General features: G+C 55.6%; 19 protein-coding genes and 6 tRNA genes. 7 read left to right on the top strand and 18 right to left on the bottom strand.

Annotated features, from left to right (window positions below; genetic code table 11):
• Positions 1-89 precede the first annotated feature (89 nt).
• Positions 90-174, bottom strand: a tRNA-Leu gene (locus FAZ30_RS10375).
• Between the two features lie 208 nt (positions 175-382).
• Here FAZ30_RS10375 and FAZ30_RS10370 point away from each other — a divergent pair.
• Positions 383-1579, top strand: a complete 1197-nt coding sequence (locus tag FAZ30_RS10370) for an amino acid aminotransferase (RefSeq protein WP_124642714.1) — start codon at positions 383-385, stop codon at positions 1577-1579.
• A 70-nt stretch (positions 1580-1649) separates the two neighbouring features.
• Here the strand turns inward: FAZ30_RS10370 and FAZ30_RS10365 are convergent, their stop codons facing one another.
• Positions 1650-2657: a nucleoid-associated protein gene (locus tag FAZ30_RS10365; protein ID WP_137009374.1), complete on the bottom strand. Its 1008-nt coding sequence runs from the start codon at positions 2655-2657 to the stop codon at positions 1650-1652.
• A gap of 383 nt (positions 2658-3040) precedes the next feature.
• On the opposite strand from FAZ30_RS10365, the gene FAZ30_RS10360 reads away from it, so the two are divergent.
• The 3 genes from FAZ30_RS10360 (at position 3041) to FAZ30_RS10350 (ending at position 6977) form a co-directional block, all read left to right on the top strand.
• Entirely contained in the window at positions 3041-3595 is a 555-nt protein-coding gene (locus FAZ30_RS10360) for a fimbrial protein (RefSeq protein WP_124642717.1), read from the top strand.
• Between the two features lie 94 nt (positions 3596-3689).
• A complete protein-coding gene (locus FAZ30_RS10355) occupies positions 3690-4421 on the top strand; it encodes a fimbrial biogenesis chaperone (protein WP_137009373.1) in 732 nt (243 codons plus the stop codon).
• 45 nt (positions 4422-4466) lie between these two features.
• Positions 4467-6977 (top strand): fimbria/pilus outer membrane usher protein, encoded by a 2511-nt coding sequence (locus tag FAZ30_RS10350; protein ID WP_137009372.1) that lies wholly within the window; start codon positions 4467-4469, stop codon positions 6975-6977.
• Between the two features lie 295 nt (positions 6978-7272).
• On the opposite strand, the gene FAZ30_RS10345 is transcribed toward FAZ30_RS10350, so the two are convergent.
• The 8 genes from FAZ30_RS10345 to FAZ30_RS10310 form a co-directional block, all read right to left on the bottom strand.
• Positions 7273-7346, bottom strand: a tRNA-Cys gene (locus tag FAZ30_RS10345).
• Between the two features lie 42 nt (positions 7347-7388).
• A tRNA-Gly gene (locus FAZ30_RS10340) sits at positions 7389-7464 on the bottom strand.
• A 26-nt stretch (positions 7465-7490) separates the two neighbouring features.
• Positions 7491-7566 (bottom strand) — tRNA-Gly (locus FAZ30_RS10335).
• A 26-nt stretch (positions 7567-7592) separates the two neighbouring features.
• Positions 7593-7668, bottom strand: a tRNA-Gly gene (locus FAZ30_RS10330).
• A gap of 28 nt (positions 7669-7696) precedes the next feature.
• Positions 7697-7772, bottom strand: a tRNA-Gly gene (locus FAZ30_RS10325).
• Between the two features lie 89 nt (positions 7773-7861).
• Positions 7862-8443, bottom strand: a complete 582-nt coding sequence (gene pgsA, locus FAZ30_RS10320) for a CDP-diacylglycerol--glycerol-3-phosphate 3-phosphatidyltransferase (protein ID WP_124642723.1) — start codon at positions 8441-8443, stop codon at positions 7862-7864.
• Positions 8444-8467: 24 nt separating this feature from the next.
• Complete coding sequence (gene uvrC / locus FAZ30_RS10315; RefSeq protein WP_124642725.1) at positions 8468-10273, bottom strand: excinuclease ABC subunit UvrC; 1806 nt, start codon at positions 10271-10273, stop codon at positions 8468-8470.
• Positions 10273-10851 (bottom strand): DUF4124 domain-containing protein, encoded by a 579-nt coding sequence (locus FAZ30_RS10310; RefSeq protein ID WP_137009371.1) that lies wholly within the window; start codon positions 10849-10851, stop codon positions 10273-10275. The genes uvrC and FAZ30_RS10310 overlap by 1 nt, the downstream gene beginning before the upstream one ends.
• On the opposite strand from FAZ30_RS10310, the gene guaB reads away from it, so the two are divergent.
• Entirely contained in the window at positions 10841-12304 is a 1464-nt protein-coding gene (gene guaB, locus FAZ30_RS10305; RefSeq protein WP_124642729.1) for an IMP dehydrogenase, read from the top strand. The two genes, FAZ30_RS10310 and guaB, sit on opposite strands and share 11 nt — an antisense overlap.
• Before the next feature lie 80 nt (positions 12305-12384).
• Here guaB and FAZ30_RS10300 read toward each other — a convergent pair whose 3' ends face one another.
• Positions 12385-12870 (bottom strand): AraC family transcriptional regulator, encoded by a 486-nt coding sequence (locus FAZ30_RS10300; RefSeq protein ID WP_124642731.1) that lies wholly within the window; start codon positions 12868-12870, stop codon positions 12385-12387.
• A 13-nt stretch (positions 12871-12883) separates the two neighbouring features.
• Positions 12884-13756, bottom strand: coding sequence for an AraC family transcriptional regulator (locus FAZ30_RS10295; protein ID WP_137009370.1), 873 nt, complete (start codon positions 13754-13756; stop codon positions 12884-12886).
• A gap of 203 nt (positions 13757-13959) precedes the next feature.
• On the opposite strand from FAZ30_RS10295, the gene FAZ30_RS10290 reads away from it, so the two are divergent.
• Positions 13960-14832, top strand: coding sequence for an alpha/beta fold hydrolase (locus tag FAZ30_RS10290; protein WP_124642735.1), 873 nt, complete (start codon positions 13960-13962; stop codon positions 14830-14832).
• Between the two features lie 141 nt (positions 14833-14973).
• Positions 14974-15831, top strand: coding sequence for an HDOD domain-containing protein (locus FAZ30_RS10285; RefSeq protein ID WP_124642737.1), 858 nt, complete (start codon positions 14974-14976; stop codon positions 15829-15831).
• 72 nt (positions 15832-15903) lie between these two features.
• Here FAZ30_RS10285 and FAZ30_RS10280 read toward each other — a convergent pair whose 3' ends face one another.
• From FAZ30_RS10280 to FAZ30_RS10255, 6 genes are all read right to left on the bottom strand, one after another.
• Positions 15904-17394, bottom strand: coding sequence for a carboxypeptidase M32 (locus FAZ30_RS10280; protein WP_124642739.1), 1491 nt, complete (start codon positions 17392-17394; stop codon positions 15904-15906).
• 86 nt (positions 17395-17480) lie between these two features.
• Positions 17481-18212, bottom strand: a complete 732-nt coding sequence (locus FAZ30_RS10275) for a hypothetical protein (RefSeq protein WP_205676585.1) — start codon at positions 18210-18212, stop codon at positions 17481-17483.
• A gap of 171 nt (positions 18213-18383) precedes the next feature.
• Positions 18384-19493 carry a bifunctional diaminohydroxyphosphoribosylaminopyrimidine deaminase/5-amino-6-(5-phosphoribosylamino)uracil reductase RibD gene (gene ribD / locus FAZ30_RS10270; protein ID WP_124642741.1) on the bottom strand — a complete coding sequence of 370 codons (1110 nt, stop codon included), beginning with the start codon at positions 19491-19493 and terminating at the stop codon, positions 18384-18386.
• Positions 19494-19596: 103 nt separating this feature from the next.
• Positions 19597-20055, bottom strand: a complete 459-nt coding sequence (gene nrdR / locus FAZ30_RS10265) for a transcriptional regulator NrdR (protein ID WP_103524666.1) — start codon at positions 20053-20055, stop codon at positions 19597-19599.
• A 149-nt stretch (positions 20056-20204) separates the two neighbouring features.
• Entirely contained in the window at positions 20205-21452 is a 1248-nt protein-coding gene (glyA, locus tag FAZ30_RS10260; protein ID WP_124642743.1) for a serine hydroxymethyltransferase, read from the bottom strand.
• A gap of 95 nt (positions 21453-21547) precedes the next feature.
• Positions 21548-22657: a hypothetical protein gene (locus tag FAZ30_RS10255; RefSeq protein WP_246043345.1), complete on the bottom strand. Its 1110-nt coding sequence runs from the start codon at positions 22655-22657 to the stop codon at positions 21548-21550.
• Positions 22658-23369: the final 712 nt, after the last annotated feature.

Genomic DNA, 23369 nt, shown 5'->3' with positions numbered 1-23369 from the left:
TGGTAATGCAGCTTACCAGCGCATGCCAGCAAAAGCCGGCGTATACCAACTGGTCTGCTAGCCATGTGGCTCGAACAGTGTAACGGTGTTGGTGCGCCCAGCCGGGGTCGAACCGGCACAACCGAAGTCGAGGGATTTTAAGTCCCTTGCGTCTACCAATTTCGCCATGGGCGCACCGAGTGGCGGATTATGCCAGCACTCGGCCGCAGAGTCACCCTTTGCACACGCAATTTGCCCTATCCTGCGGCAGCAAGCCGTACATGACTTGCTGCTGTCGACTGCTTTGCGCGAAGATGCATGACTTGTGCATCGCTGCCGCCCTGTCTTTCGACTGGCCGCTGCCGACTACTTATCATGATCGCTTCCAAGGAATTGCCGTCTCATGTTCGAACATGTCGAAGCCTACCCCGGCGACCCCATCCTGACCCTGGTGGAAACCTTCCATGCCGACACCCGTAGCCAGAAAGTAAACCTGGGCATCGGCCTGTACTATGACGAAGAAGGTCGCATCCCGCTGCTAAATTCCGTGCAGCAAGCGGAAGCCGCACGCGCAGCCGCGCCCTCGCCACGCCCCTACCTGCCGATGGAAGGCGCAGCCAACTATCGCAGCGCCGTACAAAAGCTGTTGTTTGGTGCAGTACACCCTGCCGTGCAGCAACAGCGCATTGCCACCATCCAGACCATAGGCGGCTCTGGTGCGCTGAAAGTGGGGGCGGACTTCATCAAGCGCTATTTCCCGCAGAGCGAAGCCTGGATCAGCAATCCCAGCTGGGATAACCACCGCGCCATCTTTGAAGGCGCCGGCATCCAGGTACATGACTACCCTTACTATGATGCCCACAGCGGTGGCCTCCTGTTCGATGAGATGCTGGCCACCCTCAAGCAATTGCCGGCGCGCAGCGTGGTTCTGCTACACCCCTGCTGCCACAACCCGACCGGTGTCGACCTGAGCACTGCACAGTGGGATGCACTGATTCCCGTGTTGAAGGACGGCAATCTGCTGCCTTTCCTCGATATCGCCTATCAGGGCTTTGGCCAGGGGCTGGATGAAGATGCGTACGCCATCCGTGCACTGGCCAATGCCGGAATCAGTTTCTTTGTCAGCAATTCCTTTTCCAAGAATCTTTCCTTCTATGGTGAACGCTGTGGTGGCCTGTCCATCATCTGCCAAAGCAAGGAAGAAGCGGAGCGCGTACTGGGGCAGATGAAAGCCACCGTGCGTCGCAACTACTCCAGCCCACCCACCCACGGTGGCCAGATTACCGCCGCCGTCATGAACGATCCGGCACTATTTGCCCAATGGGAAACCGAAGTGACGCAGATGCGAGTCCGCATCAAGGCCATGCGCCAGCAATTGTTTGCCGTGCTCAGCGCCCGCTTGCCTGGCCGCGACTTCAGCTACTTCACCTCCCAGCAAGGCATGTTCAGCTATACCGGACTCAGCCCGGCGCAGGTGGATCGCCTGCGTGATGAATTTGCCGTCTATCTGGTGCGCTCCGGTCGCATGTGCGTAGCTGGCCTGAACAGCCGCAACGTGGACTATGTCGCACAAGCCATGGCCAGCGTGCTGGAAGACTGAGATTGTCTTTACCACGCCAAGTAAAAAGCCCGTCATCACTGACGGGCTTTTTTTGTCACAACAGCACGACTCAGTCGCGCTTGTGCAGTTTCAAGGTCAGGCTTAACTCACCCTCTCCATCATTCACTGACTGGATATTTTTCAGGGTAATGCCTGTAGGCAACAGCACGCTGATGCCATGACCAATACCATATTTCGATAGCGACTTTTCCAATCGCTTGGCCATGTTCTGCGCAGGCAGCCGTGCCTCCTCATCCAACGCAAAGCCATATGTCTCGGCCGCGCTGTCAAAGGCCTGGCTCACCTGCTCCTTGCCAACAAATTTTTCAGCGATGGAGCTGACCTGTCCAGTAGACATCTCCTCTTCCGCACCACATACCGCCAGGAACTCATCCTTGAAGCGGGCCTGCTCAAGCGGGTCGGCGATCTCTTCCGATAGCTGCTCGACCACGCTGGCCACCATACGGCTACTGCTATTGGCATCCGGCACCCGCATGGCTTTGAGAAAATCATCCAGCCAGAACTTGGCTTGCTGCCCACCCCGGTCCACGGCATACACCAGCGGGCTGCTCTCCAGAATCAATGCTCCCTTGTCGATCAAGCGCGGATTGATCCCGGAAGCATGGCGAATATCAAATACTTCACCAGCCTCGATCACCGACAGAAAGTCATCACGCACTTCCGACTTGAACACCCCCAAAGCACGCAGCTCACGCTCACCATCAGACAAACCAGCAAACAGAATGACAAACAAATCGCCGGCACTGATATTCGGATGCTGTGAACGCGCATACAGATGCTTGGCAATACGCTGTGACAGCGTGAGGAAGTCCAGTTCATCACGGAAAAATTGCCGCGTGTAGTGGTAGATCTCGTTCAGATTGAGATCGGACTCATGAAAAAACTGGTGCTTTTTCTTGTCAGAAACCACACCTCTTAAGTAGCCACTCAAAATGAGCGAAGAAACGCCGTCATCGACATCACAGGCCCGCTCAGACAGTTGCAAGCCTTCGCCTCTGGCCTGATTGCCTACCCGATGCACCACCAAGCGTTCAACACGCGATTCACCAATCAACATACGCAGCCTTTGACATCTAAAACCAGATTATTGCCGCGCCGCAACGGGCTGACAATCGCAATACGCTTACCCCACACCCAAACCGCATAATTCCGGACCCACAGCCTCATCATCCCTGCGTGATCGGCCCCACCGACCAACGACCAACACAGCAGCCTCAAGCGCCAAAGCTAGCTTCAAGACACCTCATTAATAAACATGGCACAACTCAATGCGTTTCATTAATTAGAAATTGCATCAAGTGGATTACCACACCCAATCCTTAGGAATTTTCCTAGCTTCAAAAAAGATTGCTCTCAATTACTTAGCGTCCGCGATCGTTGATAGTGCCATCTAAGCAATCACTGCTTGTTGTTAACACACCTTCATCAAGGACTTAAGCCATGAAAAAACTGCTCACCACCGCATCCGCCACCTTGCTGCTCGCAGGCATTGCCACCCAAGCTCAAGCCGCTGATGGCACCATCAATTTCACCGGTACCGTATCTGCGGTTACTTGCACCATCAGCGCCGCTGGTGGCACCACGACCGGCACCGTTACGCTGCCGACCGTAGCGAAAAGCAGCTTGGCAACATCTGGTGCCACCGCAGGCACCACGCAATTTGCCATCAACTTGACCGGTTGTACCGGCGGCTCCCCTGCCCCGACTCAAGCCGCGGCCTGGTTCGAAAACAGTGGCGATGTTAATGCTGCTGGCCGTCTGATCAATTCTGCTGCCGGTGGTGCATCAAATGTGGAAATCGCGCTCTACAACCTGACCTCCACTAGTCCTATTGCGATTGGTGCCGGCAGTGGCGCAATTGGCAGCAGTGGTACTGCCTACCCAATCACCAGCGGCTCGGCTACATTGAATTATCAAGCTAAATACTACGCCACCGGTGCCGCAGGTGCAGGTCCTGTAGCCGGCAAGGTCAACTACACCATTCAATACCAATAATAATATCAGTAGTAACTAACTAGATTTAGTAACACAGACAAGGAGGCTGATAAAGGCCTCCTTGTTTAAATTAAAATACCTCGGGGAGGACCATATGAAAAAATTCATTACTTATTGCACCTTCATTTCCATTACTGGCTGGCTAGCACCAGCTAGTGCCGATACTTCTATCAATGGCACCCGCATCATCTACCCTGCAGACAAGCGAGAAATTACTTTCACAATAAATAATAATGGTAAAAAAGCATCGCTAGTACAAAGCTGGGTCGATGAAGGCAATCCGAAAGATACGCCAGACAATACTACAGCACCATTCATCCTCACCCCCCCTATTTCAGTTATTTCACCTGAAAAAAGTCAAAATATCCGCGTGCGTTACACTGCAGAGAAAAAATTACCAGAAGAGAAGGAGTCACTTTTCTGGGTAAATGTATTGGAAATCCCCCAAAACATCGATGCACCAAATCAACTACGAATCGGTTTACGCACCAGAATAAAATTCTTCTTTCGACCAAATAACCTAACAATAAAACCAGAAAATGCCACCGAAAAGCTCAATTGGCAAGTTGAAAAGAAAAATGGAAAATGGGTTGCCATTATTAAAAATAATAGCCCCTACTATATTACATTCAGCGTAATAAATATTAAAACAAAATATATAAATAGCACCGTAGAGCTAGCCCCCCAAAACTCCATGCTGGCACCGAATAGCGATACAGAATATGAGCTAAAATCTTCCAAGTCAGAATTAAAACAAGGTATTAATTTCAGCATTATCAATGACTACGGTGGCCAAAGCAGCTTTACTGCAAATACCGGGGAATAAAACAATATGCATTAATTATAAAATGCATACTACAGAGCAATCAACGTGAACACGACCACTCCATTCAATAGAAATCCAACTTACCTTCTTATCGCTGCCATACTAGCAACAATGAGTCGATCAGTTCAGGCCGAGGATAACACTCAAGCGCCGGCTTTTGACAAAAGTATGCTATGGGGTGAGTCGTTAAAAAACCTTGATTTTAGCAAATATGGCACTTCAAACACCTTACCCGATGGTACATATAGTATTGACTTGAGCATCAATGGAATTGTAAAGGGCCGGCGTGACTTAACAGTCATCAAAAAATCCAGCAAAAATACTGCAATACCCTGCGTGCCTCGTGAGCTTCTTTTAGAATTTGGCGTCAAACCAGAAAGCCTACCTATCGCAGCAGAACCTGGTGACGACGAATGTGTGGATATTGCTGACCGTATAAAAAATGCCTTCTACGAATTCAACAGCAATGATCTGCAACTAAACATTAGCGCTCCACAAATAGATATGTCACAGCAGTTACAAGGCTATGTACCACCCGAAAGATGGGAAAGTGGCTTACCTGCATTTCTATTGGATTACAACAGCAATTTCTACTATGCAAAAAATAGTGGAGATACAGCACAAAATGCCTATTTGCTAGCAAAATCAGGCGTAAATATTGGCAGCTGGCAATTCCGCAACACCACATCAGCCAGCTGGAACAATACATCCGGAAGATCCATCACTCCCATTGAAAGTTATCTAAAACGTGATATCGACTCGTTAAAATCCCAGCTGATTATTGGGGATAATTTTACCGATGGTGACCTGTTTGATTCCGTTTCATTACGCGGGATGCGCTTGGTTAGTGATGAGCGAATGAAACCGATCAATGACACAGGCTATGCCCCTGTCGTACGTGGTATTGCCAATAGCAATGCAAAAGTAACGATAAAACAAAATGGCTATATTATTGCAGAAACAACTGTTGCACCAGGTGCATTTGAAATAAAAGACATTGCACCTTCAAGCTATAATGGCGACTTGCAAGTAACCGTTACCGAAGCGGATGGCCGGAGTTCGACATTTTCTGTTCCATTTTCAGCAGTACCACGCTCCTTGCGAGAAGGATCTGATCGTTACAGTTTCAGCTTAGGCAAAGTACGCCAATTGACCAACAACCAGCCATGGCTAGGGCAATTGACTTACCAGCGAGGCCTATCCAATCTGTTAACCATGAATAGCGGCCTGACTGCTAGTGATGGCTATACAGCATTGCAATTAGGAAGTGTATTCAATACAAGTGCCGGTGCAATCGGTCTTGACATGACTACATCAAATACACAACTAGGTAGCCAATCATTAACTGGTCAATCCTATCGCATCAGTTTTAACAAATTATTCTACAATACAGGAACAAATGTTACATTAGCCGCTTATCGCTACTCTACTTCCGGTTATTTAAATATACAAGATGCATTAAATGCGCGAGATAAGATTGAGAACTATAGTAACTCACAAGGTTTCATTGATGGCTATGCACGCGTACGTAGCCGTGCAGAAATAAACATCAATCAAACATTTGGTACGAATAGTTCGGCTTACATCAGTGGCTCGACACAAAGCTACTGGGCGGCACAGCGCAGTAACAGCCAATTCCAGGCGGGGATAAGACAAGGATATCGCTGGGGAAATATAGGATTAAATGCCGGAAGACAAACTGACTTTAACGGAAAAAACATTGATACTATTATGTTCACTGTAAACTTCAATCTGGACAAAGGAAAAACATTCAGTACGTCTTTTCAGCATGACTCAAATGGTAATAATAGTAGCCAACTGAATATGAACGGAACGCTTGGAGAGGAAAGGAAACTCAGCTACGGCGTTAACATTATCAATAATAAAAATCAGCAAAATGAAAACAATAATATTGCTGGAAACTTGAACTATCAGGGAAGTAATGGAATTCTCAGCGCCAGCGCTAGCAGCAGTAACAACTCCAGTCAAATGTCACTGGGATTGACCGGCTCAGTCGTAGGCGCAGCAGGAACTGTTCTATTTGGTCAGCCACTTGGAGATAGCACCGCTATTATTCAAGCCAAAGATGCTGAAGGAGCACAAGTCGCTCCTAGCATTGGCGTTAAAATCAACCCTGATGGATATGCTCTATTACCATCATTGTCTTCATATCGAATTAATAGCGTACTCCTGGAAACTGGCAGCATGAGCGACGGGGTCGAGCTTGACTATACCAGTACCGAAGTCGTTCCACGTAGTGGCTCTGTGGTATTGGCAAAATTCAAAACAAAAAAAGGAATACCATTACTTTTCAAAACCAGTTTTTCCAATGGGCAGCCGCTACCATTTGGTGCCAGTGTATATGACAAGGATGGAAATACCGTTGGTGAAATTGGCCAGGCAGGCAAACTATTTGCCCGAGTGAAATATAGCTCTGGTCAGTTAGTAGTTAAATACTCAGAAAACAGAACATGTAACCTTGCTTACGACATAGAAAAACAAAAGAAAGATGAAATAAAAATAGTCGAATGCACTGTACTGAATACTGGGAAATAAAGGATTGTCGTACAGTAGGTAGATATTCCTACCACCTACTCCACGGTCTGCACAAAAATATCAAGACTGACTGCAGGTTTGTGTAGAAGTAAAGATGATGGCCAAGCTTGCCTAAACAGCCCAACGGACTAAATCTCTGTTGGGCTATTTTTCTGCATAGGTGAAAACCAGGGCAATCACAGTATGATCTATTTACGCTGGCAATAAAGTCATATCGGAATGCGTTTCAGGAAGATAAATAGAAAACGCCCAGACTAAGCTGGGCGTTTACAACCTTGATTTACAAGGATTTATTTGGAGGCGCGGGCCGGAGTCGAACCGACCTACACGGATTTGCAATCCGGTGCATAACCGCTTTGCTACCGCGCCGTAGCTTGTATTCAGACAGCGTTATATCTGCCTGATGAATTGTGGAGCGGGAAACGAGGCTCGAACTCGCGACCTCAACCTTGGCAAGGTTGCGCTCTACCAACTGAGCTATTCCCGCGTCGCATGGTACTGCTTGAACTGTAATGGAGCGGGAAACGAGGCTCGAACTCGCGACCTCAACCTTGGCAAGGTTGCGCTCTACCAACTGAGCTATTCCCGCGTCGCATGGTACTGCTTGAACTGTAGTGGAGCGGGAAACGAGGCTCGAACTCGCGACCTCAACCTTGGCAAGGTTGCGCTCTACCAACTGAGCTATTCCCGCGTCGCATTTACAGCGGCAAAAGTGATGCTGGAGCGGGAAACGAGGCTCGAACTCGCGACCTCAACCTTGGCAAGGTTGCGCTCTACCAACTGAGCTATTCCCGCACTCACACTACTTTTGCTTCTCTTGTCTGCCACCGAAGTGGCGTCGAGAGAGTGCGAATTATAAGGGTTTCTCGGACCCTGTCAACACTTCACACATCAATTTTTTTACCGGAAAACTCGCGTGCAGCCATGCGCAGATAATAAACCATTGACCACAAAGTCAAAATTACTGCGATCACCATGAAAATATTTCCAAGCAGCAGGCTGTCTAGCCCCGGCAACAGCGGACCGGCATACAGCAATAGCAGAATAGCCAGCATCTGCGCCGCAGTTTTCAGCTTGCCGATATAGGCCACTGCCACGCTGCCACGGCTGCCCATCCCCGCCATCCACTCACGCAAGGCAGAGATGGTGATTTCACGACCGATGATGATCATGGCCATCCAGCCGGGGGTGCGCCCCATCTCGACCAGCAGGATCAGCGCGGCAGCAACGATTAGCTTGTCGGCGACCGGATCCAGAAAGGCACCAAAGGCAGAGGTTTGGCCCAGCTTGCGCGCCAGGAACCCGTCCAGCCAGTCGGTCCAGGCCGCGAGGAAAAAGATCATGGCCCCTACATTATTGCGGTCACTGGCATGCAGCACGGTATCCGGCAGGAAAAACACGGCAACGCAGAGCGGTATCAGGGCGACTCTGAGCCAGGTAAGGAAGATCGGCAAATTGAAGGGCATCTGGATTATCTGGTTATGTTTTGTTCAATGCAGCGCGTGGTAAATCTTTTCTGCCAGCGTACGGCTGATACCATCCACCAGCGCCAGTTCATCCACACTGGCCGCCACCACACCACGCAAGCCGCCAAACCTCAGCAGCAGTTGCTGACGACGCTTGGCGCCAATCCCCGGAATATCCTCCAGCGTGGAGGCGGTCCGGGCCTTGGCACGGCGGGCACGATGGCCGGTGATGGCAAAGCGGTGTGCTTCATCGCGTATGGTCTGGATCAGATGCAAGGCAGGATGATCACTGCGCAATTGTAGCGTCTTTTGCTGATAAGGGAGGATGAGCGTTTCCAGACCGGGTTTGCGTTCTTCCCCTTTGGCCACCCCGATGATGGGCAGGGTCAGCCCCAGTTCGGCAAATACTTCTACAGCAACCCCGACCTGGCCCTTGCCACCATCAATCAGCACGGCATCAGGCAACAGGCCCTCGCCTGCCGCCAGCTTGCTGTAACGCCGCGTCAGGACTTCGCGCATGGCGGCATAGTCGTCACCGGCCTTGGCGGTTTCAATATTGAAACGGCGATACTGACTGGGCTGCATGCTTTCCTTGTCATACACCACACAGGAAGCCACCGTGGCTTCGCCCATGGTGTGGCTGATATCGAAGCATTCCAGCCGCTCTACCCCCTCCAGCCCAAGCGCTTCGTTAAGCTGTGCCACGCGATGCTGCTGGGTGGCCTTGCTGCTGTGGCGCTGCTGAATGGTCAGCATGGCATTTTTCTCGGCCATTTCCAGCCATACACGGCGCTCGCTGATGGGATTGCTGACCAGATGTACTTTGCGTTCGGATTGTTCTTCCAGCGTTTGGCACAGCGCCGCTGACACGTCGCCATTGAAGATGATGACCGGCGGCATGGGCGCGCCCAGATAGTGCTGGGCGAGGAAGGCATCCAGGTTGGCCCCGGCATCTTCCTCTTGCGCGCCCTGCGGGAAGAAACTCTTGTCCCCCAGGTGACGGCCGCCACGAATCATCACCAGATTGATGCACACCAGCCCGCCCTCCGCCGCCACGGCCACCACATCGCAATCGAGCTGGCTGGAGTTGCTGGAGACAAACTGTTTTTCCTGCACCCGGCTCAGCGCCTGTACCTGATCGCGCAACTCTGCCGCCTGTTCGAACTCCAGCTGCTCGGCAGCCTGCTCCATGCGGGCAGTCAGGGTGTCGATCAGTTCGCTTTGCCTGCCTTGCAGAAAAGCCACTGCACTTTGCACATCGCTGCGGTAATCCTCGGCCGAAACATGTTCGACACAGGGGCCAGAGCAGCGCTTGATCTGGTAGAGCAGACAGGGGCGGGAGCGATTGGCGAAGACCGCATCTTCACAGGTACGCAAGCGGAATACTTTTTGCAGGATCTGTATGCTTTCCCGCACCGCATAGCCATTGGGATAAGGACCAAAGTACTGATGTGGCTTTTTCAGCTCGCCACGGTAATAAGCCATTTGCGGGTAGTCATGGCCGGTCAGCATCAGGTAGGGATAGGACTTGTCATCCCGAAACAGGATGTTGTACTTGGGGGCCAGCGCCTTGATCAGGTTGTTTTCCAGAATCAGCGCTTCGGCTTCCGAACGGGTCACCGTGGTTTCGATGTTGGCGATCTGCCGCACCATCAACTGGATGCGCGGTGACAGATCGCTTTTCTGGAAGTAGGAACTGACCCGCTTTTTCAGATCGATGGCCTTGCCCACATAAAGCACATTGCCCGACGTATCGAACATGCGATAGACGCCGGGCAAATTCGGAAGGCTGGCCAGTACCGACTTGTAATCGAATACGCTGGCAGACACTACTTGTTACACCAGCTGGCTACATTTTGCTGGGCTGCTTGCAATAATTCGCTGCGCTGGCTGTCCGTTGCCAGGGCATTACTACCCGGCATCTTGACCCGGCCGCCTTGCTGCAGCGCAGCCAGGTTATTGCGTGCGTTCTTGCAATTTTCCTGCGCTGTTTTTTTGTTCTGCTCTTTTACCTTGGCGTTTTCAGCATCAATCTCGGCGTTTTTCTTTTCAACATCGCTCAGTGCGGTCGTCTTGGAGGCTTTGACTGGCGCAGACGCGGCTGCCGATGCCCGTACATTCAGCTGCTTGGCCCTGGCTCCCGGCGGCGGCTGATCGGAAAACACGGTTTTGCCGTTGGCATCGACATACTGGTAGACCTCGGCCATGGCCGGGGCCGATAGCAAAAATGCAACAAGCACACTCAGAATCGCGCGGGTTTTCATTCTTTGGTGTCCTAAGCTGAAACACGCTGATTGTACGGTGTCGGCACGCTGATCGCAAAAACAAGCGACAGCATTTTTTGCAACACTTCTATAGTCTCGGTATAATGCCGCTTTGCCGCAAAGGAAACGCCAGATGCGTATCATCGAGAAAGCCTATACTTTCGACGACGTTCTCCTCGTCCCGGCCCATTCTGAAGTTCTGCCGCGCGACGTAGTCCTCTCTACCAAACTCTCCCGCAATATCACGCTGAACCTGCCGCTGGTTTCTGCTGCCATGGATACGGTTACCGAATCCGGGCTGGCCATTGCCATGGCGCAGGAAGGTGGTATTGGCATCATTCACAAGAATATGTCGGCCGACAAACAGGCTGCGGAAGTGTCCAAGGTAAAACGCCACGAAAGCGGCGTGGTCAAAGACCCGATCACCATCGCACCTGACATGCTGGTGCGCGATCTGGTGCTGCTGACCCGCCAACACAAGATTTCCGGCCTGCCGGTGATCGAAAACGGCAAGGTTGTGGGTATCGTCACCAACCGTGACCTGCGTTTCGAAACCCGTCTGGAACAGACTGTCGGCTCGATCATGACGCCGCGTGAGCGCCTGATTACCGTCAAGGAAGGTGCCAGCATCGACGAAGCCCGCGAGCTGATGCATACCCACCGCCTGGAGCGTGTGCTGGTCATCAACGACCAGTGGGAGCTGAAGGGTCTGATCACCGTCAAGGACATCATCAAGACCAGCGAACACCCGAGCGCCAACAAGGACAATCAGGGTCGTCTGCGTGTGGGTGCTGCAGTTGGCACCGGTGGCGATACCGAACAGCGCGTTGCCGCGCTGGTGGCTGCCGGCGTGGACGTGATCGTGGTGGATACGGCTCACGGCCACAGCCAGGGCGTGATCGACCGCGTACGCTGGGTCAAGCAGACCTACCCGCAGGTGGACGTGATTGGCGGCAACATCGCCACCGCCGCTGCCGCGCGTGCACTGGTTGAAGCCGGTGCCGATGGCGTGAAAGTGGGCATTGGCCCCGGCTCCATCTGCACCACCCGTATCGTGGCTGGCGTAGGTGTTCCGCAACTGACCGCCATCCATAATGTTTCCGAAGAACTGAAAGGCACTGGCGTGCCGATGATCGCCGACGGCGGCATCCGCTTCTCCGGTGACATTTCCAAGGCGCTGGCCGCCGGTGGCAACTGCGTGATGCTGGGTGGCATGTTCGCCGGTACCGAAGAAGCACCGGGCGAAGTCGAGCTGTATCAGGGCCGTTCCTACAAGTCCTACCGTGGTATGGGCTCGCTGGGTGCGATGAGCCAGGGTTCAGCTGACCGCTACTTCCAGGACAGCTCCAACGCTGCCGACAAGTTCGTGCCGGAAGGCATTGAAGGTCGCGTACCGTACAAGGGCCCGATCGCTGCCGTCATCCATCAGTTGATGGGCGGCCTGCGCTCCTCCATGGGTTACCTGGGCTGCGCCAACATCGATGAAATGCATGAAAAGGCTGGCTTCGTGGAAATCACCTCCGCCGGCATGCAGGAATCGCATGTGCATGATGTGCAAATCACCAAGGAAGCGCCGAACTACCACGTTTCGCGTTAATCCTCAGTCAAAGCCGGTCCTCGACCGCTTGACGATCAAAAGCCCGCGTCGCAAGACACGGGCTTTTTTGTGGCCAACGCTCAGGCCAGCGGCAGTAGCAAGCGCGTGCGCAACAGCGCTGGCGGCGTGTTGAATGGCGCATTCAGTGCCTCGTCCAACAGGGGCCGCAGGCCAAACTGCTCACCACTGGCGGGCAGCCACTCTTGCAGCAGCCAGTTCCAGCCCTCTGCCAGTCCCTGATAAGGCCCCTGATGCACAATGCTGGCATAGCGCCCTGCCGCCAGCTCTCCATGGACAAATCCCATTGCACCCAGCTCTTCCTCTGACAAGCGCAAAACCGGTGGCGGCGTGAGGCAAGCCGCCGCACGCAGCGTCTGCGGTGCAACGGTGGCCGGGTCATCCAGATATTGACCGAATGCCCGCAAGGTTTGCGGGCCAGCCGCATGCTGCTGCAACAGCGTGCGCAAGGCGGCAAAAGCAGCAGCAATGCCAGAATAAGGCCCCAGATGCGGTTTCATCAGCACCGGCAGCGGCTGTTGGTAATGGATGATTTCTACCTGATACATGGCGGGCTCCGGTTTAATCTTGCAAGGCCAGCAGCAGACGGCTGCGCAGCTGAGTGGGCGGCGTATTGTAAGGGGAGTTCAGATACTGCTCGAGGCAAGGCAGGTCGGCGGGCTCCTCGCCGCTTTGCGGCAACCAGTGGCGATACAACTGATCCCATGCCGTTTTCAGCTCGGCATACGGGCCCACATGCTCCAGGCAAGCATAACGGCTGGCCGGGATTTCACCATGGGAAAATCCCTGGGCCGCCAGCGCTGCATCACTCAGGCTGAATCCGGCAGGCAGGCTGACACTGGCGATGGAACGCAAATCGGCCGCTGCCACCTCATCCGGATCATCCAGATACTGGCCGAACACCTGCAAGGGTTCACCTCCAGCCGGCATGGGCCCCACCAAGGCATGCAGGGCATCGAAAGCCTGCCCTATCCCCATATACGGCCCCCGATGATGCCGCTGCAATACTGGCATGGCGGGTAACAAGATGATGCTGACGCTGTGCATGACACGCTCCTGTGAAGTGGCGGAAATGAGCAAACGGCGCTGGCGATAACGCCCGGGCGTCTCGCCGTAGTGCTTGCCAAAGGCCCGCACAAAAGCGGCACTGCTGCCATAACCGGCGCGGCTGGCAATCACCGGAAGTGCTCGCCGGCCCGCAGCCAGTTCGCCAGCAGCACGGTGCAACAGCATGCGCTGCCGGCTCTGGCTTAGCGTCTCGCCCATCAGCGCATGAAACAAGCGATGAAAGTGGTAGGGCGAGAAGCAGGCCTCCTCGGCCAGCCGCTCCAGCGAGACAGGCTGATCCAGATGCCGCCACAGATAATCCAGTGCGCGCATCAAGCGTTGCGAATACAGGGTACCGGGGCCGTGCTGGCGATAGGGTTTGCTCATGACGGACAGTCTAGGTGAGATGCATTGATCGATTTTGCGATTCTAGCCTGCCTCGCCAGCACGATGCACATTCCGCCCGAATGTCTCCTGCAGCCCCTCCCCTGTCATGCAGGCGGCAGCGCCCTTCGTCTACCGTTGATGGTGAGTACGCCCTGCTTTTTCCGTACACTAAGCCCCTGCCCAACCCAGACGATTAGCTCGCCATGCCCCTTGTTCAACCCAGCCGTAGCCAATTCATCAGCCTGAACCAGCACCGTTACCATCTGCGCCACTGGGGTGAGCCTGCGGCCCCCTTGCTGATCATGCTGCATGGCTGGATGGATAGCTCGGCCACTTTCCAGTTCCTCATCGATGCCCTGCCCGGGCACTGGCATGTCGTAGCGCCTGACTGGCGCGGCTTTGGCGACAGCGACTGGAATAGCGGCAGCTATTACTTTCCCGACTACCTGGCCGATCTGGATGCCCTGCTGCAGCATCTCTCCCCCGGCCAGCCGGTCCGGCTACTGGGACACAGCATGGGGGCGATGATTGCCGGCATCTATGCCGGTGTACGCCCGGAACGCATCGAACGCCTGTCGCTGGTGGAAGGCTTTGGCTTGAATGCCACCCGTCCGGCCGAAGCACCCGGCCGCTATGCCCGCTGGTTGCGCGAGCGGCGTGACGCTCCCGCATTCAACCCACTGGGCCAGCTGGAAGCTGTTGCCAGCAAGCTGATTGAACGCAACCCGCGCCTGGATGCATCGCGGGCGCACTGGCTGGCCTCCATGCTGACGCGTGAGCAGGATGACGGCCAGCTGGTCTACCGTGCTGATCCACGCCACAAGATGGTCAACCCGGTGCTGTACCGGCTGGAAGAAGCCAAGTGCTGTTGGCAGCGCATCAGCGCGCCGGTGCAATGGGTCATGGGCGGCGATATGTGGGACCATCCCATGGCCAAAGGTGTGCTGGACACCCTGCCGGAGCGGCGTGCCTGCTTTGCCCGGCTGCAGGAAAACGTGATTGCCAACGCCGGCCACATGATCCAGTGGGAGCAACCGACAGCGCTGGCAGAGGTGATTCAGCCTTTCCTGATTTAAGCTGAAACCAGGCCCGATTGAAGACCTGGTCCATACGCGTTTGCGTGCGGTCAAAATTTAGCGGATAGCCTATAAGATGGCCTAACGCTTGGCAGGAAGGCTGATAAACTGAACGCAAATTATCTCCTGATAGCATCCAGCATGACGCCACTGATCAGTACCGACGAGCGTGACGAGCTCCTGAAAAATTTGGTTATTCCCCCGCGTCCGGATGTGCTGGACAAGCTGTTGGGACTGCGCAATGACCCGGATGTCACGCTGCAAAAGCTGGACGACATCATCAGCGAAGACCTGGCCCTGTGCGTCGCCATGCTCAAGGCGGCCAACACCCCCATTCTTGGCCGTGGCCGCCACATTACCTCCATCCATCAGGCCATCAGCCTGCTGGGCGTGAAAAATGTGATCAGCCTGGTCAGCGGTCTGGTACTGCGTACCCGGCTGACAGCAGAAACACCACCGGCGCTAGAGCAATTCTGGGATAACACCTTGCAGATTGCCGCGATCAGCGCCGCACTATGCGACAAGATCGTGCATGTACCGGATGACTGCCAGAGCTTTGCCCTGTTTCACAGCTGCGGCATAGCCCTCATGCTGATGCGCTACCCCACTTACCATCGCACCCTGCGGCTGACAGAAATGGCCAGCGACGACCGGGTTGGCCTGGTTGAGCAAGAGCTGCATGGCACTCGCCATGACGTGGTTGGCTACCTGGTGGCCCGCAGCTGGAACATGCCGGAGAACTTTGCCAAAGCGATCCTGATGCAGAACGACGACACGGTCATGAGCACCGGGCCGGATGCACCACTGGATCATGATGGCCGCATGATGGTGGCGGTCACCCGGGCGGCGCGCCATGTCTGGCGCACGCTGACACCGGGCAAGGAAGATGCCGGCTGGGAGGCACGCAAGGACGAAGTGCTGAACTATCTGGGCATGTCGGACGTGGAATTTGAAGACTGGGTGGATGCCATGCATCTGGAGCTGGCCGTCGCTGGCTAAACGCCCGGCCTCTCGCCATAAAAAAACCGCGCGCCACAATGGCCGCGGTTTTTTCATGTCAGCAGCCGGGCACTAACCCAGATAGCGCGCCTGCAAATGGGCATGGAAGTAAGCCGGATTCAAGCTTTCTCCGGTGGCACGCTGCACCAGCTCGTTGGTGTCATGCAAGCTGGCCTGGCTCCAGATATGCTGCTGCAGCCAGTCAAACACCACCGCCAGATCACCTGCGGCAATGCGCTGATCCAGATCCGGCGTGTCACGCCGCATCACGGCGAAATACTGCGCCGCATACATGGCACCCAGCGTATAGCTGGGGAAGTAGCCAAAGCTGCCATCCGTCCAGTGAATATCCTGCAAACAACCCTGACGGTAATTACCACGGGTATCCACCCCCAGATAAGCCTGCATTTTCTCGTCCCACAGCGCCGGAATATCCTCGGCCTCGATCTCGCCTTCCATCAGGGCTTTTTCGATTTCATAGCGCAGGATGACGTGTGCCGGGTAGCACAGTTCGTCGGCATCGACCCGGATAAAACCCGGATGGACCCGGCTGTACAGCCCAGCGAGGTTTTCGGCGAACAAGGCCGGCTGCTCGCCCAGATATTGGCCGACCAGCGGTGCAATCAGGCTGAGGAAGGCCGGGCTGCGCCCCAGCTGCATCTCGAAAGACAGACTCTGGCTTTCATGAATGCCCATGGAGCGAGCACGCCCTACTGGCAAATGCAGTATGTCACGCGGCAAGCCCTGTTCGTAACGGGCATGGCCGGTTTCATGGATGATACCCATCAGGCTTTGCATGAAATCGTCTTCGCGATAGCGCGTGGTGATGCGCACGTCTTCCGCGACACCACCGCAGAAAGGATGAACGCTGACATCCAGCCGCCCCCCGTCAAAATCGAAACCCAAGCGTTGCATCACGGCCAGCCCCAGCTGACGCTGCTGCTCCACTGGAAAACTGCCCTGCGGCAAGAGCAGGGGTTCGCTGCCCTGCTTGGCCATGACCTGCGCAATCAAGCCCGGCAGCCACTGCTTCACCTCGCCGAATATGCGGTCGATATCGGCACTCTGCATACCCGGCTCGTATTTGTTCATCAAGGCATCGTAGGGGCTGCAACCTTGCGCCTCGGCCAGTAGCCGGGCTTCCTGGCGCGACAGCGCCACCACTTCGCGGAAATTCTGCAGAAATCCAGCCCAGTCATTGGCTGTGCGCTGGCTGCGCCAGGCATGTTCGCAACGCGCCCCTGCCAGTGCTTGTGCCTCCACCAGCGTGGCGGGCAGCAGATTGGCACGTTGCCATTCCCGGCGCATTTCGCGCAGGCTGGCGCGCTCTTGCAGGCTGAGGTCTTCCTGCTCAGTCCGCTGCAATTGCTCGGCCAGTGCGGGGTCGGTCAGGGTGGCGTGCATCAGCACATCCAGCTCGGCCTGCGCCGCGGCCCGCGCGTCATTCCCCTTGGGCGGCATCATGGTGGCCTGATCCCAGCTGACCATGGCGGAAAGATGTTCGTAACGGTAAAGCCGGGTAAAGCTGGCAACGAGGGACTGGTAGGCCGAAGGCTGGGACATGCGTGCTCCTGCAAGAGATGAGTGGGAGCATGATGCCACGCCGCTGCCCGGCAAATCCAGCCGGGGACAGCAAAAGTGGTGTGCGCTCAGCGCTGGCGCGTGGTACTGCCCGGCTGGAGCAGGCTGATGGGTTGAGCTGCCTCCTCTGCCAGATGTATACGTTCGTGCGCCGGCGGGAAAGACAGCCAATAGTAGAAGTATTCGCGCGCCAGTTGCACGAAGGCTTTTTTGTTGCGGCTATCGTTCAGGTGCAACAGCATGGCATCGACCACCATGCGGAAGCTGTCTGGCCGGTAAGGTTGCCCGGACAGCAGGAACAGCATGCCCTTGAGCAGCATTTCGCGTTCGTGAATGTCGGCTTCCGCCATGCCATCCTCGAACAGTTTGCCCAGATAGATTTCCAGCGAGGGCGGAAAGGCATCGAAGCCCTGGCGCTGCATGCGCTCCAGCAGCGAGGCCAGTGAGTCGGCCATCTCCAGCCGGACATTGCGCGTGGTAAAGCCGGAGCGGGCGGTAATTTCCACCAGCTTTTTCACATCACCCAGCCAGAAATAATAGAACTCGCGCGCGCAGGTTAACGCCGTGACGCGGTCGATCACGGCACAGCTGCCGACAAAGCGCTCCACCACGCGCCGGAAGGAATGGGCATCGCGTGTTACCCCTTCCAATAGTGGCAGCAGTTGATCCAGCAATTGCCGCCGCTCGTCCAGCACCTGTTCGGCCGCCCCCTGGCGCATGATAAGGCGCAGATAGGCATCCAGCGCCTGCTGCAAGCCGGCCGTGTCCATGGCGGGAAGTGATGAGGCTGAGTCAGTCATTGTTGTCTACTCATGCTAGCAGCCCAGGCCGATACTGGCGGCTACCGCCAGTCTTGTGTTTCACCACACCCGTGCCAGGCGGCAGCCGGAGCAATGAATACACTGCTTCATTGTGGAACAAGCCAGCCTGTTCAGCCAGCCTGATATCCGCTGCAGCCTTGCCTGTGCGGGTCACAGAGGCGCGGCAAATGTCATGTTGATGCGGATATCCGCCCCTACCATGCGTACATCCTGAATTTTTACCTGCTGCTTGTCGGCAAGGTCTTCCAGCGCCGGCCAGGCAAACAGGCCCTGTGCCGTACTGCCGACCAGCGCTGGAGCGAGATACAGAATGGCTTCGTCAACCAGACCAGCCCGCACCAGGGCACCGTTCAGACCAGCACCCGCTTCTATCATCAATTCATTGATGCCGCGCTCAGCCAGATGGCGCATCAACATCGGCAGATTGGCATGACCGGCATCTTCCGGCAGCACCATCAGCTCGGCACCACGCTGCAGATAAGGCTGATGACGGGCCAGGTCGGCACTGCTGGTGACCAGCAGGGTATTGCCACCATGGAATATGCGCCGATCCGGCGGGGTGACCAGCCGGCTATCCAGCACCACGCGCAAGGGCTGCTGCGGCAGGATGAAATCGCGTACCGTCAGCTGCGGATTGTCGACCAGTACCGTACCGCTACCGGTGAGGATGGCACAGTGGCGGGCGCGCAGCTTTTGCACATCATGACGGGCCGCCGGGCCGGTAATCCATTGGCTTTTGCCATTGAGCAAGGCCGTCTTGCCATCCAGCGTGGCCGCTGCTTTCAGCGTGACCCAGGGGCGTTGGCGCTCCACCCGCGACAGAAAACCGCGATGCACCCGGCGCGCCTCGGTTTCCAGCAGTCCGGCACGGGCATCGATGCCGGCTGCACGCAGCATGGCCAGGCCGCGGCCGGACACTTCATGGTAAGGATCGACCATGGCCGCCACCACCCGCGCCAACCCTTCCTGTATCAGCCGTTCGGCACAAGGCGGGGTGCGGCCGTGATGACTGCAGGGTTCCAGTGTCACGTAGGCGGTAGCGCCGCGAGGGGTGTTACCGCGCGCCAGACAATCCTTGATTGCCTGAATTTCGGCATGATCCCCACCGACCTGCAAGGTTGCCCCTTCACCGATGATCTGGCCATCACGTACCAGTACACAACCTACGCCGGGATTGGGTGCGGCACGGCGGGTTGCGGCTTCGGCCAGGCGCAGGGCCTGCTGCATGAACACATGATCTTGCGGGGAAAACGACGACATCAAGCAACCTTCCAGCGGAATGAGTATGGCCGCGCCACGCCGTATAGCGCCAGCGACCGGCAACGGAAAACAGGCCCGCCGCAGCGGGCTGGCCTGTCCTTGTTCAATGATTGGACTTCTGGATTTCCTTGATGGCGTCGGAAAACTCGGAGATATCCTGGAAGCTGCGATAAACCGAGGCAAAACGCACGTAGGCGACCTTGTCCAGTTTGGCCAGTTCGTTCATCACCATTTCGCCGATCTGGCGGCTGGAGACTTCGCGCTCGCCCAGTTGCAGCAGCTTGTGACAGATGCGGTCGATGGCATCATCTACCAGTGCAGTAGGCACCGGACGCTTGTGCAGGGCGCGCAGGAAACTGGTGCGCACCTTCTCGATATCGAACTCGGAACGATGGCCGCCGGATTTCACCACCTGCGGCATGCGCACATCAGCGGTTTCAAATGTCGTGAAGCGCTTTTCGCAGGCCAGGCAACGACGACGGCGACGAATGCTGGCACCGTCCTCGCTGACTCTGGAGTCGATGACCTGAGTATCGGCATTGCCACAGAAAGGACATTTCATGACGTGTCAATCCAGTATGTTTGATGAGGTCTGATGGTATCAGCAAAGATCAGACAGGTTAATGCCTGCAACAGTAAAGCCGCCTTGATTTGCCGCAGATAAGAAAAAAGGCAGCCCACAGGCTGCCTTTCTGGCAATCAGTGTTGCGCTTACTTGGCGTAAACCGGGAAACGGTGGCACAGCGCGGTTGCTTGTTCGGCAACACGGGCGATGGCTGCATCGTCAGTCGGATTATCCAGTACATCGGCAACCAGATTAGCCACCATGACCGCTTCGGCTTCCTTGAAGCCACGGGTGGTGATGGCCGGCGAACCGATACGGATGCCGGAGGTCACGAACGGGCTTTCCGGGTCATTCGGAATGGCGTTCTTGTTGACCGTGATGTGACCACGGCCCAGCAGCGCGTCGGCAGCCTTGCCGGTCAGGCCCTTGGGACGTAGGTCCACCAGGAAGACATGGCTTTCGGTACGACCGGAGATGATGCGCAGACCGCGCTCGGCCAGGGCACGGGCCATGGCATCGGCGTTCTTCAGCACTTGTTCCTGATACACCTTGAATTCCGGTTGCAGCGCTTCCTTGAAAGCGATGGCCTTGCCGGCAATCACATGCATCAGCGGGCCGCCCTGCAGGGTCGGGAAGACGTTGCTGTTGATGCTCTTCTCGAACTCGGCCTTGGCCAGGATGATGCCGCCACGCGGACCACGCAGGGTCTTGTGGGTGGTGGAGGTCACGAAGTCGGCGTACGGCACCGGATTCGGGTACACACCAGCGGCGATCAGGCCGGCATAGTGCGCCATGTCGACCATGAAGTAAGCACCGCACTTCTTGGCGATCTGACCCATGCGTTCGAAATCGAAGCGCAGGGCGTAGGCAGAAGCACCGCCAATGATCAGCTTGGGCTTGGTTTCCATCGCTACGCGTTCCATGTCGTCGTAGTCGATTTCTTCCTGCTCGTTCAGACCGTAGGCCACGATGTTGAACATCTTGCCGGACAGGTTGGCCGGGGAGCCGTGGGTCAGGTGACCACCATGGCCCAGGTTCATGCCCATTACGGTATCGCCTGGTTTCAGGATGGAGAAGTACACCGCCTGGTTGGCCTGGCTGCCGGAGTGCGGCTGCACGTTGGCGTATTCGGCACCGAACAGTTGCTTCACACGGTCGATGGCCAGTTGCTCGACCACATCCACGTGTTCACAGCCACCGTAGAAACGCTTGGCCGGGTAGCCTTCGGCGTACTTGTTGGTCAGCTGGGAGCCCTGGGCTTCCATGACTGCGGGGCTGGTATAGTTTTCGGAAGCGATCAGTTCAATATGATCTTCCTGGCGTTGGCACTCGGCCTTGATAGCGGCGGCCAATTCCGGGTCGAACTTGGCAATCGTCTGGTCAGCTGCAAACATCTTTGACTCTTCCATCAAAGGGTTAACGATGAGGCCATTCTACACGAATCGCCCTCTGAAACATTTTCACATGAAGCGTTTTTACCAGCGCCGCTTCAGGCCTGCCCGTTCAACTGCGGCAAGTCGTCTGCGGTAAAGAACAGCGGAATGCCATCACGACTTTCCGGGTAAACCGCCGGCAGCACATGCACATCGCGCACCCGGCATTCCGCCATCAGTTCGCGGAAGTTCGATTCAATCAGTGCCACATTGTCCATGGCCGCCAGCGGCCAGACAAAGGCTTCCCAGTTACGCTCGTCGCCTTCGGCCGACAGCGTGATATGCAGCTCACCGTTATCATGAGCGGACAGAATCGCCACCGGGTCTTTCGACAGCTCGCGCAAACGACGGATCTGGCTGCTGGCAAATACCTGCAAAGCCACCTCGAAACGGGCGAAATTGCCAGCCACCAGCGCCTGCATCACCGGCAGGGGCGGACGGGCGATGGGGAACAGCGTCACGCCATCGGTGTGCAGCTGCTCGCCCAGGAATTTCATCAAGGGCATGCCCCAGGCTCCCACGGCACCTCCCAGCTGGACCGGTGCGGCATCGCCCGGCTGCTGAATCGCCACACCCAGCAGGTAGCGCAGGAATACGCCCTCTTCCTTCAGGGTAATGGCCGCACCCTCCAGCGCTTCGCCAGCCAGGGGGGCAGCCGAATCCAGTTCGCGGGTCAGGCGGTAGAGCTTGGCCGCATCCATGGCCACCACACTGTCCGGATGCAAGAGCTGGCCGAACACGCGGGCCTCGCCGTCCGAACTCAGCACGCCGTGCTGGCGCAACAAGGCATTCAGGCCATCTTCATCAGCAATCTGCGCCGGCAGCGTCGCCTGATTCTTGCTGCCAGCCACCAGCACCAGCGGCAGGGCAAACAGGTGAGCACGACGGCCATCCGGCTGTTCCACCGCAGCACGCAACGCATCCCAGACAATCTTATAAGTGTCTTGCGACGGCACCATCGCCAATGCGACCGAAATGGAGAGCAATTCGCCACGCTGCAGCATTTGCGCCATGGCATCGCGAATGGCGACAAACCACAGCTCGCGGTCGGCATCGCTCGTGGCGTTTTGCACCGACAGCGCGTTGTGGATCAGCATATTGGTCAGCGACACCGGCGGGTGGTACTGGCGCGGGTCCGGAAGAGTGAGAAGCGGCTGCGACATCATGTCATCCTGCTGAAATCGGGAAAGGCCATATTGTCGCACAATCAGCCGCACCCGGCTCACCAAGCAAGCGCTTGACTTTCACTTTCAAACATAAGCATGTGCTAATTAGCGACAGAAACGGATATTTTTTAGCTTTTCGAAAATACGGATGTTGACACCCGAGCGCGACATCCGGATAATCCGTACTCGTTGAGATGCAGCAATTGCTTCTTGATAGTTTCTCCTCTATTTCTCCTTTGTAGACTTGGCGCGGGCCTCACGGCACCGCGCATTTTTTTGTCCATTCGTCAGCCAAGCCCAGGAAAAATCTACATAACACAATGTTATTAAAGATTTTTTATACTGGCGATACTATTCCCCTTCTTATTAAGAATCACGCTGGCAGCCATGACGGCCCTGTCATGCCCCACACTGCACACGCGCAAAGCCACTGCGATGCCAGGACATTGGAATGCACATTGGCATGTTCGAATTTGCGCAATCTGCTGCAGCAAATGAAACATACACTGTATACAAGTTCAAATTGTGACAAAAAAGAAAAACCGAACATGCGGAAATGTTCGGTCTTGCTGAGCTAGCAAGGTAAAACAGCGGGAATTGCGCTGTTGATCGGGGAATCCAGCCTGGGGACCAAACTGGAAATGTTGAGACTGAGGCAAAGAAATTAAGTTCTGACTTGTAGAAAATTCCACACAGCGCATTTCCCGCATGT

Origin of the sequence: Aquitalea aquatilis (genome assembly GCF_005155025.1) — a bacterium.
GTDB classification, from domain to species: Bacteria; Pseudomonadota; Gammaproteobacteria; order Burkholderiales; family Chromobacteriaceae; genus Aquitalea; species Aquitalea aquatilis.
This window is presented reverse-complemented; position numbering and strand designations above follow the sequence as displayed.

Coding starts and splice junctions, on each gene's coding strand:
- FAZ30_RS10370 (WP_124642714.1), top strand. CDS start 383: ATGTTCGAACATGTCGAAGCCTACCCCGGCGACCCCATCCTGACCCTG.
- FAZ30_RS10365 (WP_137009374.1), bottom strand. CDS start 2,657: ATGTTGATTGGTGAATCGCGTGTTGAACGCTTGGTGGTGCATCGGGTA.
- FAZ30_RS10360 (WP_124642717.1), top strand. CDS start 3,041: ATGAAAAAACTGCTCACCACCGCATCCGCCACCTTGCTGCTCGCAGGC.
- FAZ30_RS10355 (WP_137009373.1), top strand. CDS start 3,690: ATGAAAAAATTCATTACTTATTGCACCTTCATTTCCATTACTGGCTGG.
- pgsA (WP_124642723.1), bottom strand. CDS start 8,443: ATGCCCTTCAATTTGCCGATCTTCCTTACCTGGCTCAGAGTCGCCCTG.
- guaB (WP_124642729.1), top strand. CDS start 10,841: ATGCGTATCATCGAGAAAGCCTATACTTTCGACGACGTTCTCCTCGTC.
- FAZ30_RS10310 (WP_137009371.1), bottom strand. CDS start 10,851: ATGATACGCATCTGGCGTTTCCTTTGCGGCAAAGCGGCATTATACCGA.
- FAZ30_RS10300 (WP_124642731.1), bottom strand. CDS start 12,870: ATGTATCAGGTAGAAATCATCCATTACCAACAGCCGCTGCCGGTGCTG.
- FAZ30_RS10295 (WP_137009370.1), bottom strand. CDS start 13,756: ATGAGCAAACCCTATCGCCAGCACGGCCCCGGTACCCTGTATTCGCAA.
- FAZ30_RS10290 (WP_124642735.1), top strand. CDS start 13,960: ATGCCCCTTGTTCAACCCAGCCGTAGCCAATTCATCAGCCTGAACCAG.
- FAZ30_RS10285 (WP_124642737.1), top strand. CDS start 14,974: ATGACGCCACTGATCAGTACCGACGAGCGTGACGAGCTCCTGAAAAAT.
- FAZ30_RS10280 (WP_124642739.1), bottom strand. CDS start 17,394: ATGTCCCAGCCTTCGGCCTACCAGTCCCTCGTTGCCAGCTTTACCCGG.
- FAZ30_RS10275 (WP_205676585.1), bottom strand. CDS start 18,212: ATGACTGACTCAGCCTCATCACTTCCCGCCATGGACACGGCCGGCTTG.
- ribD (WP_124642741.1), bottom strand. CDS start 19,493: ATGTCGTCGTTTTCCCCGCAAGATCATGTGTTCATGCAGCAGGCCCTG.
- nrdR (WP_103524666.1), bottom strand. CDS start 20,055: ATGAAATGTCCTTTCTGTGGCAATGCCGATACTCAGGTCATCGACTCC.
- glyA (WP_124642743.1), bottom strand. CDS start 21,452: ATGTTTGCAGCTGACCAGACGATTGCCAAGTTCGACCCGGAATTGGCC.
- FAZ30_RS10255 (WP_246043345.1), bottom strand. CDS start 22,657: ATGATGTCGCAGCCGCTTCTCACTCTTCCGGACCCGCGCCAGTACCAC.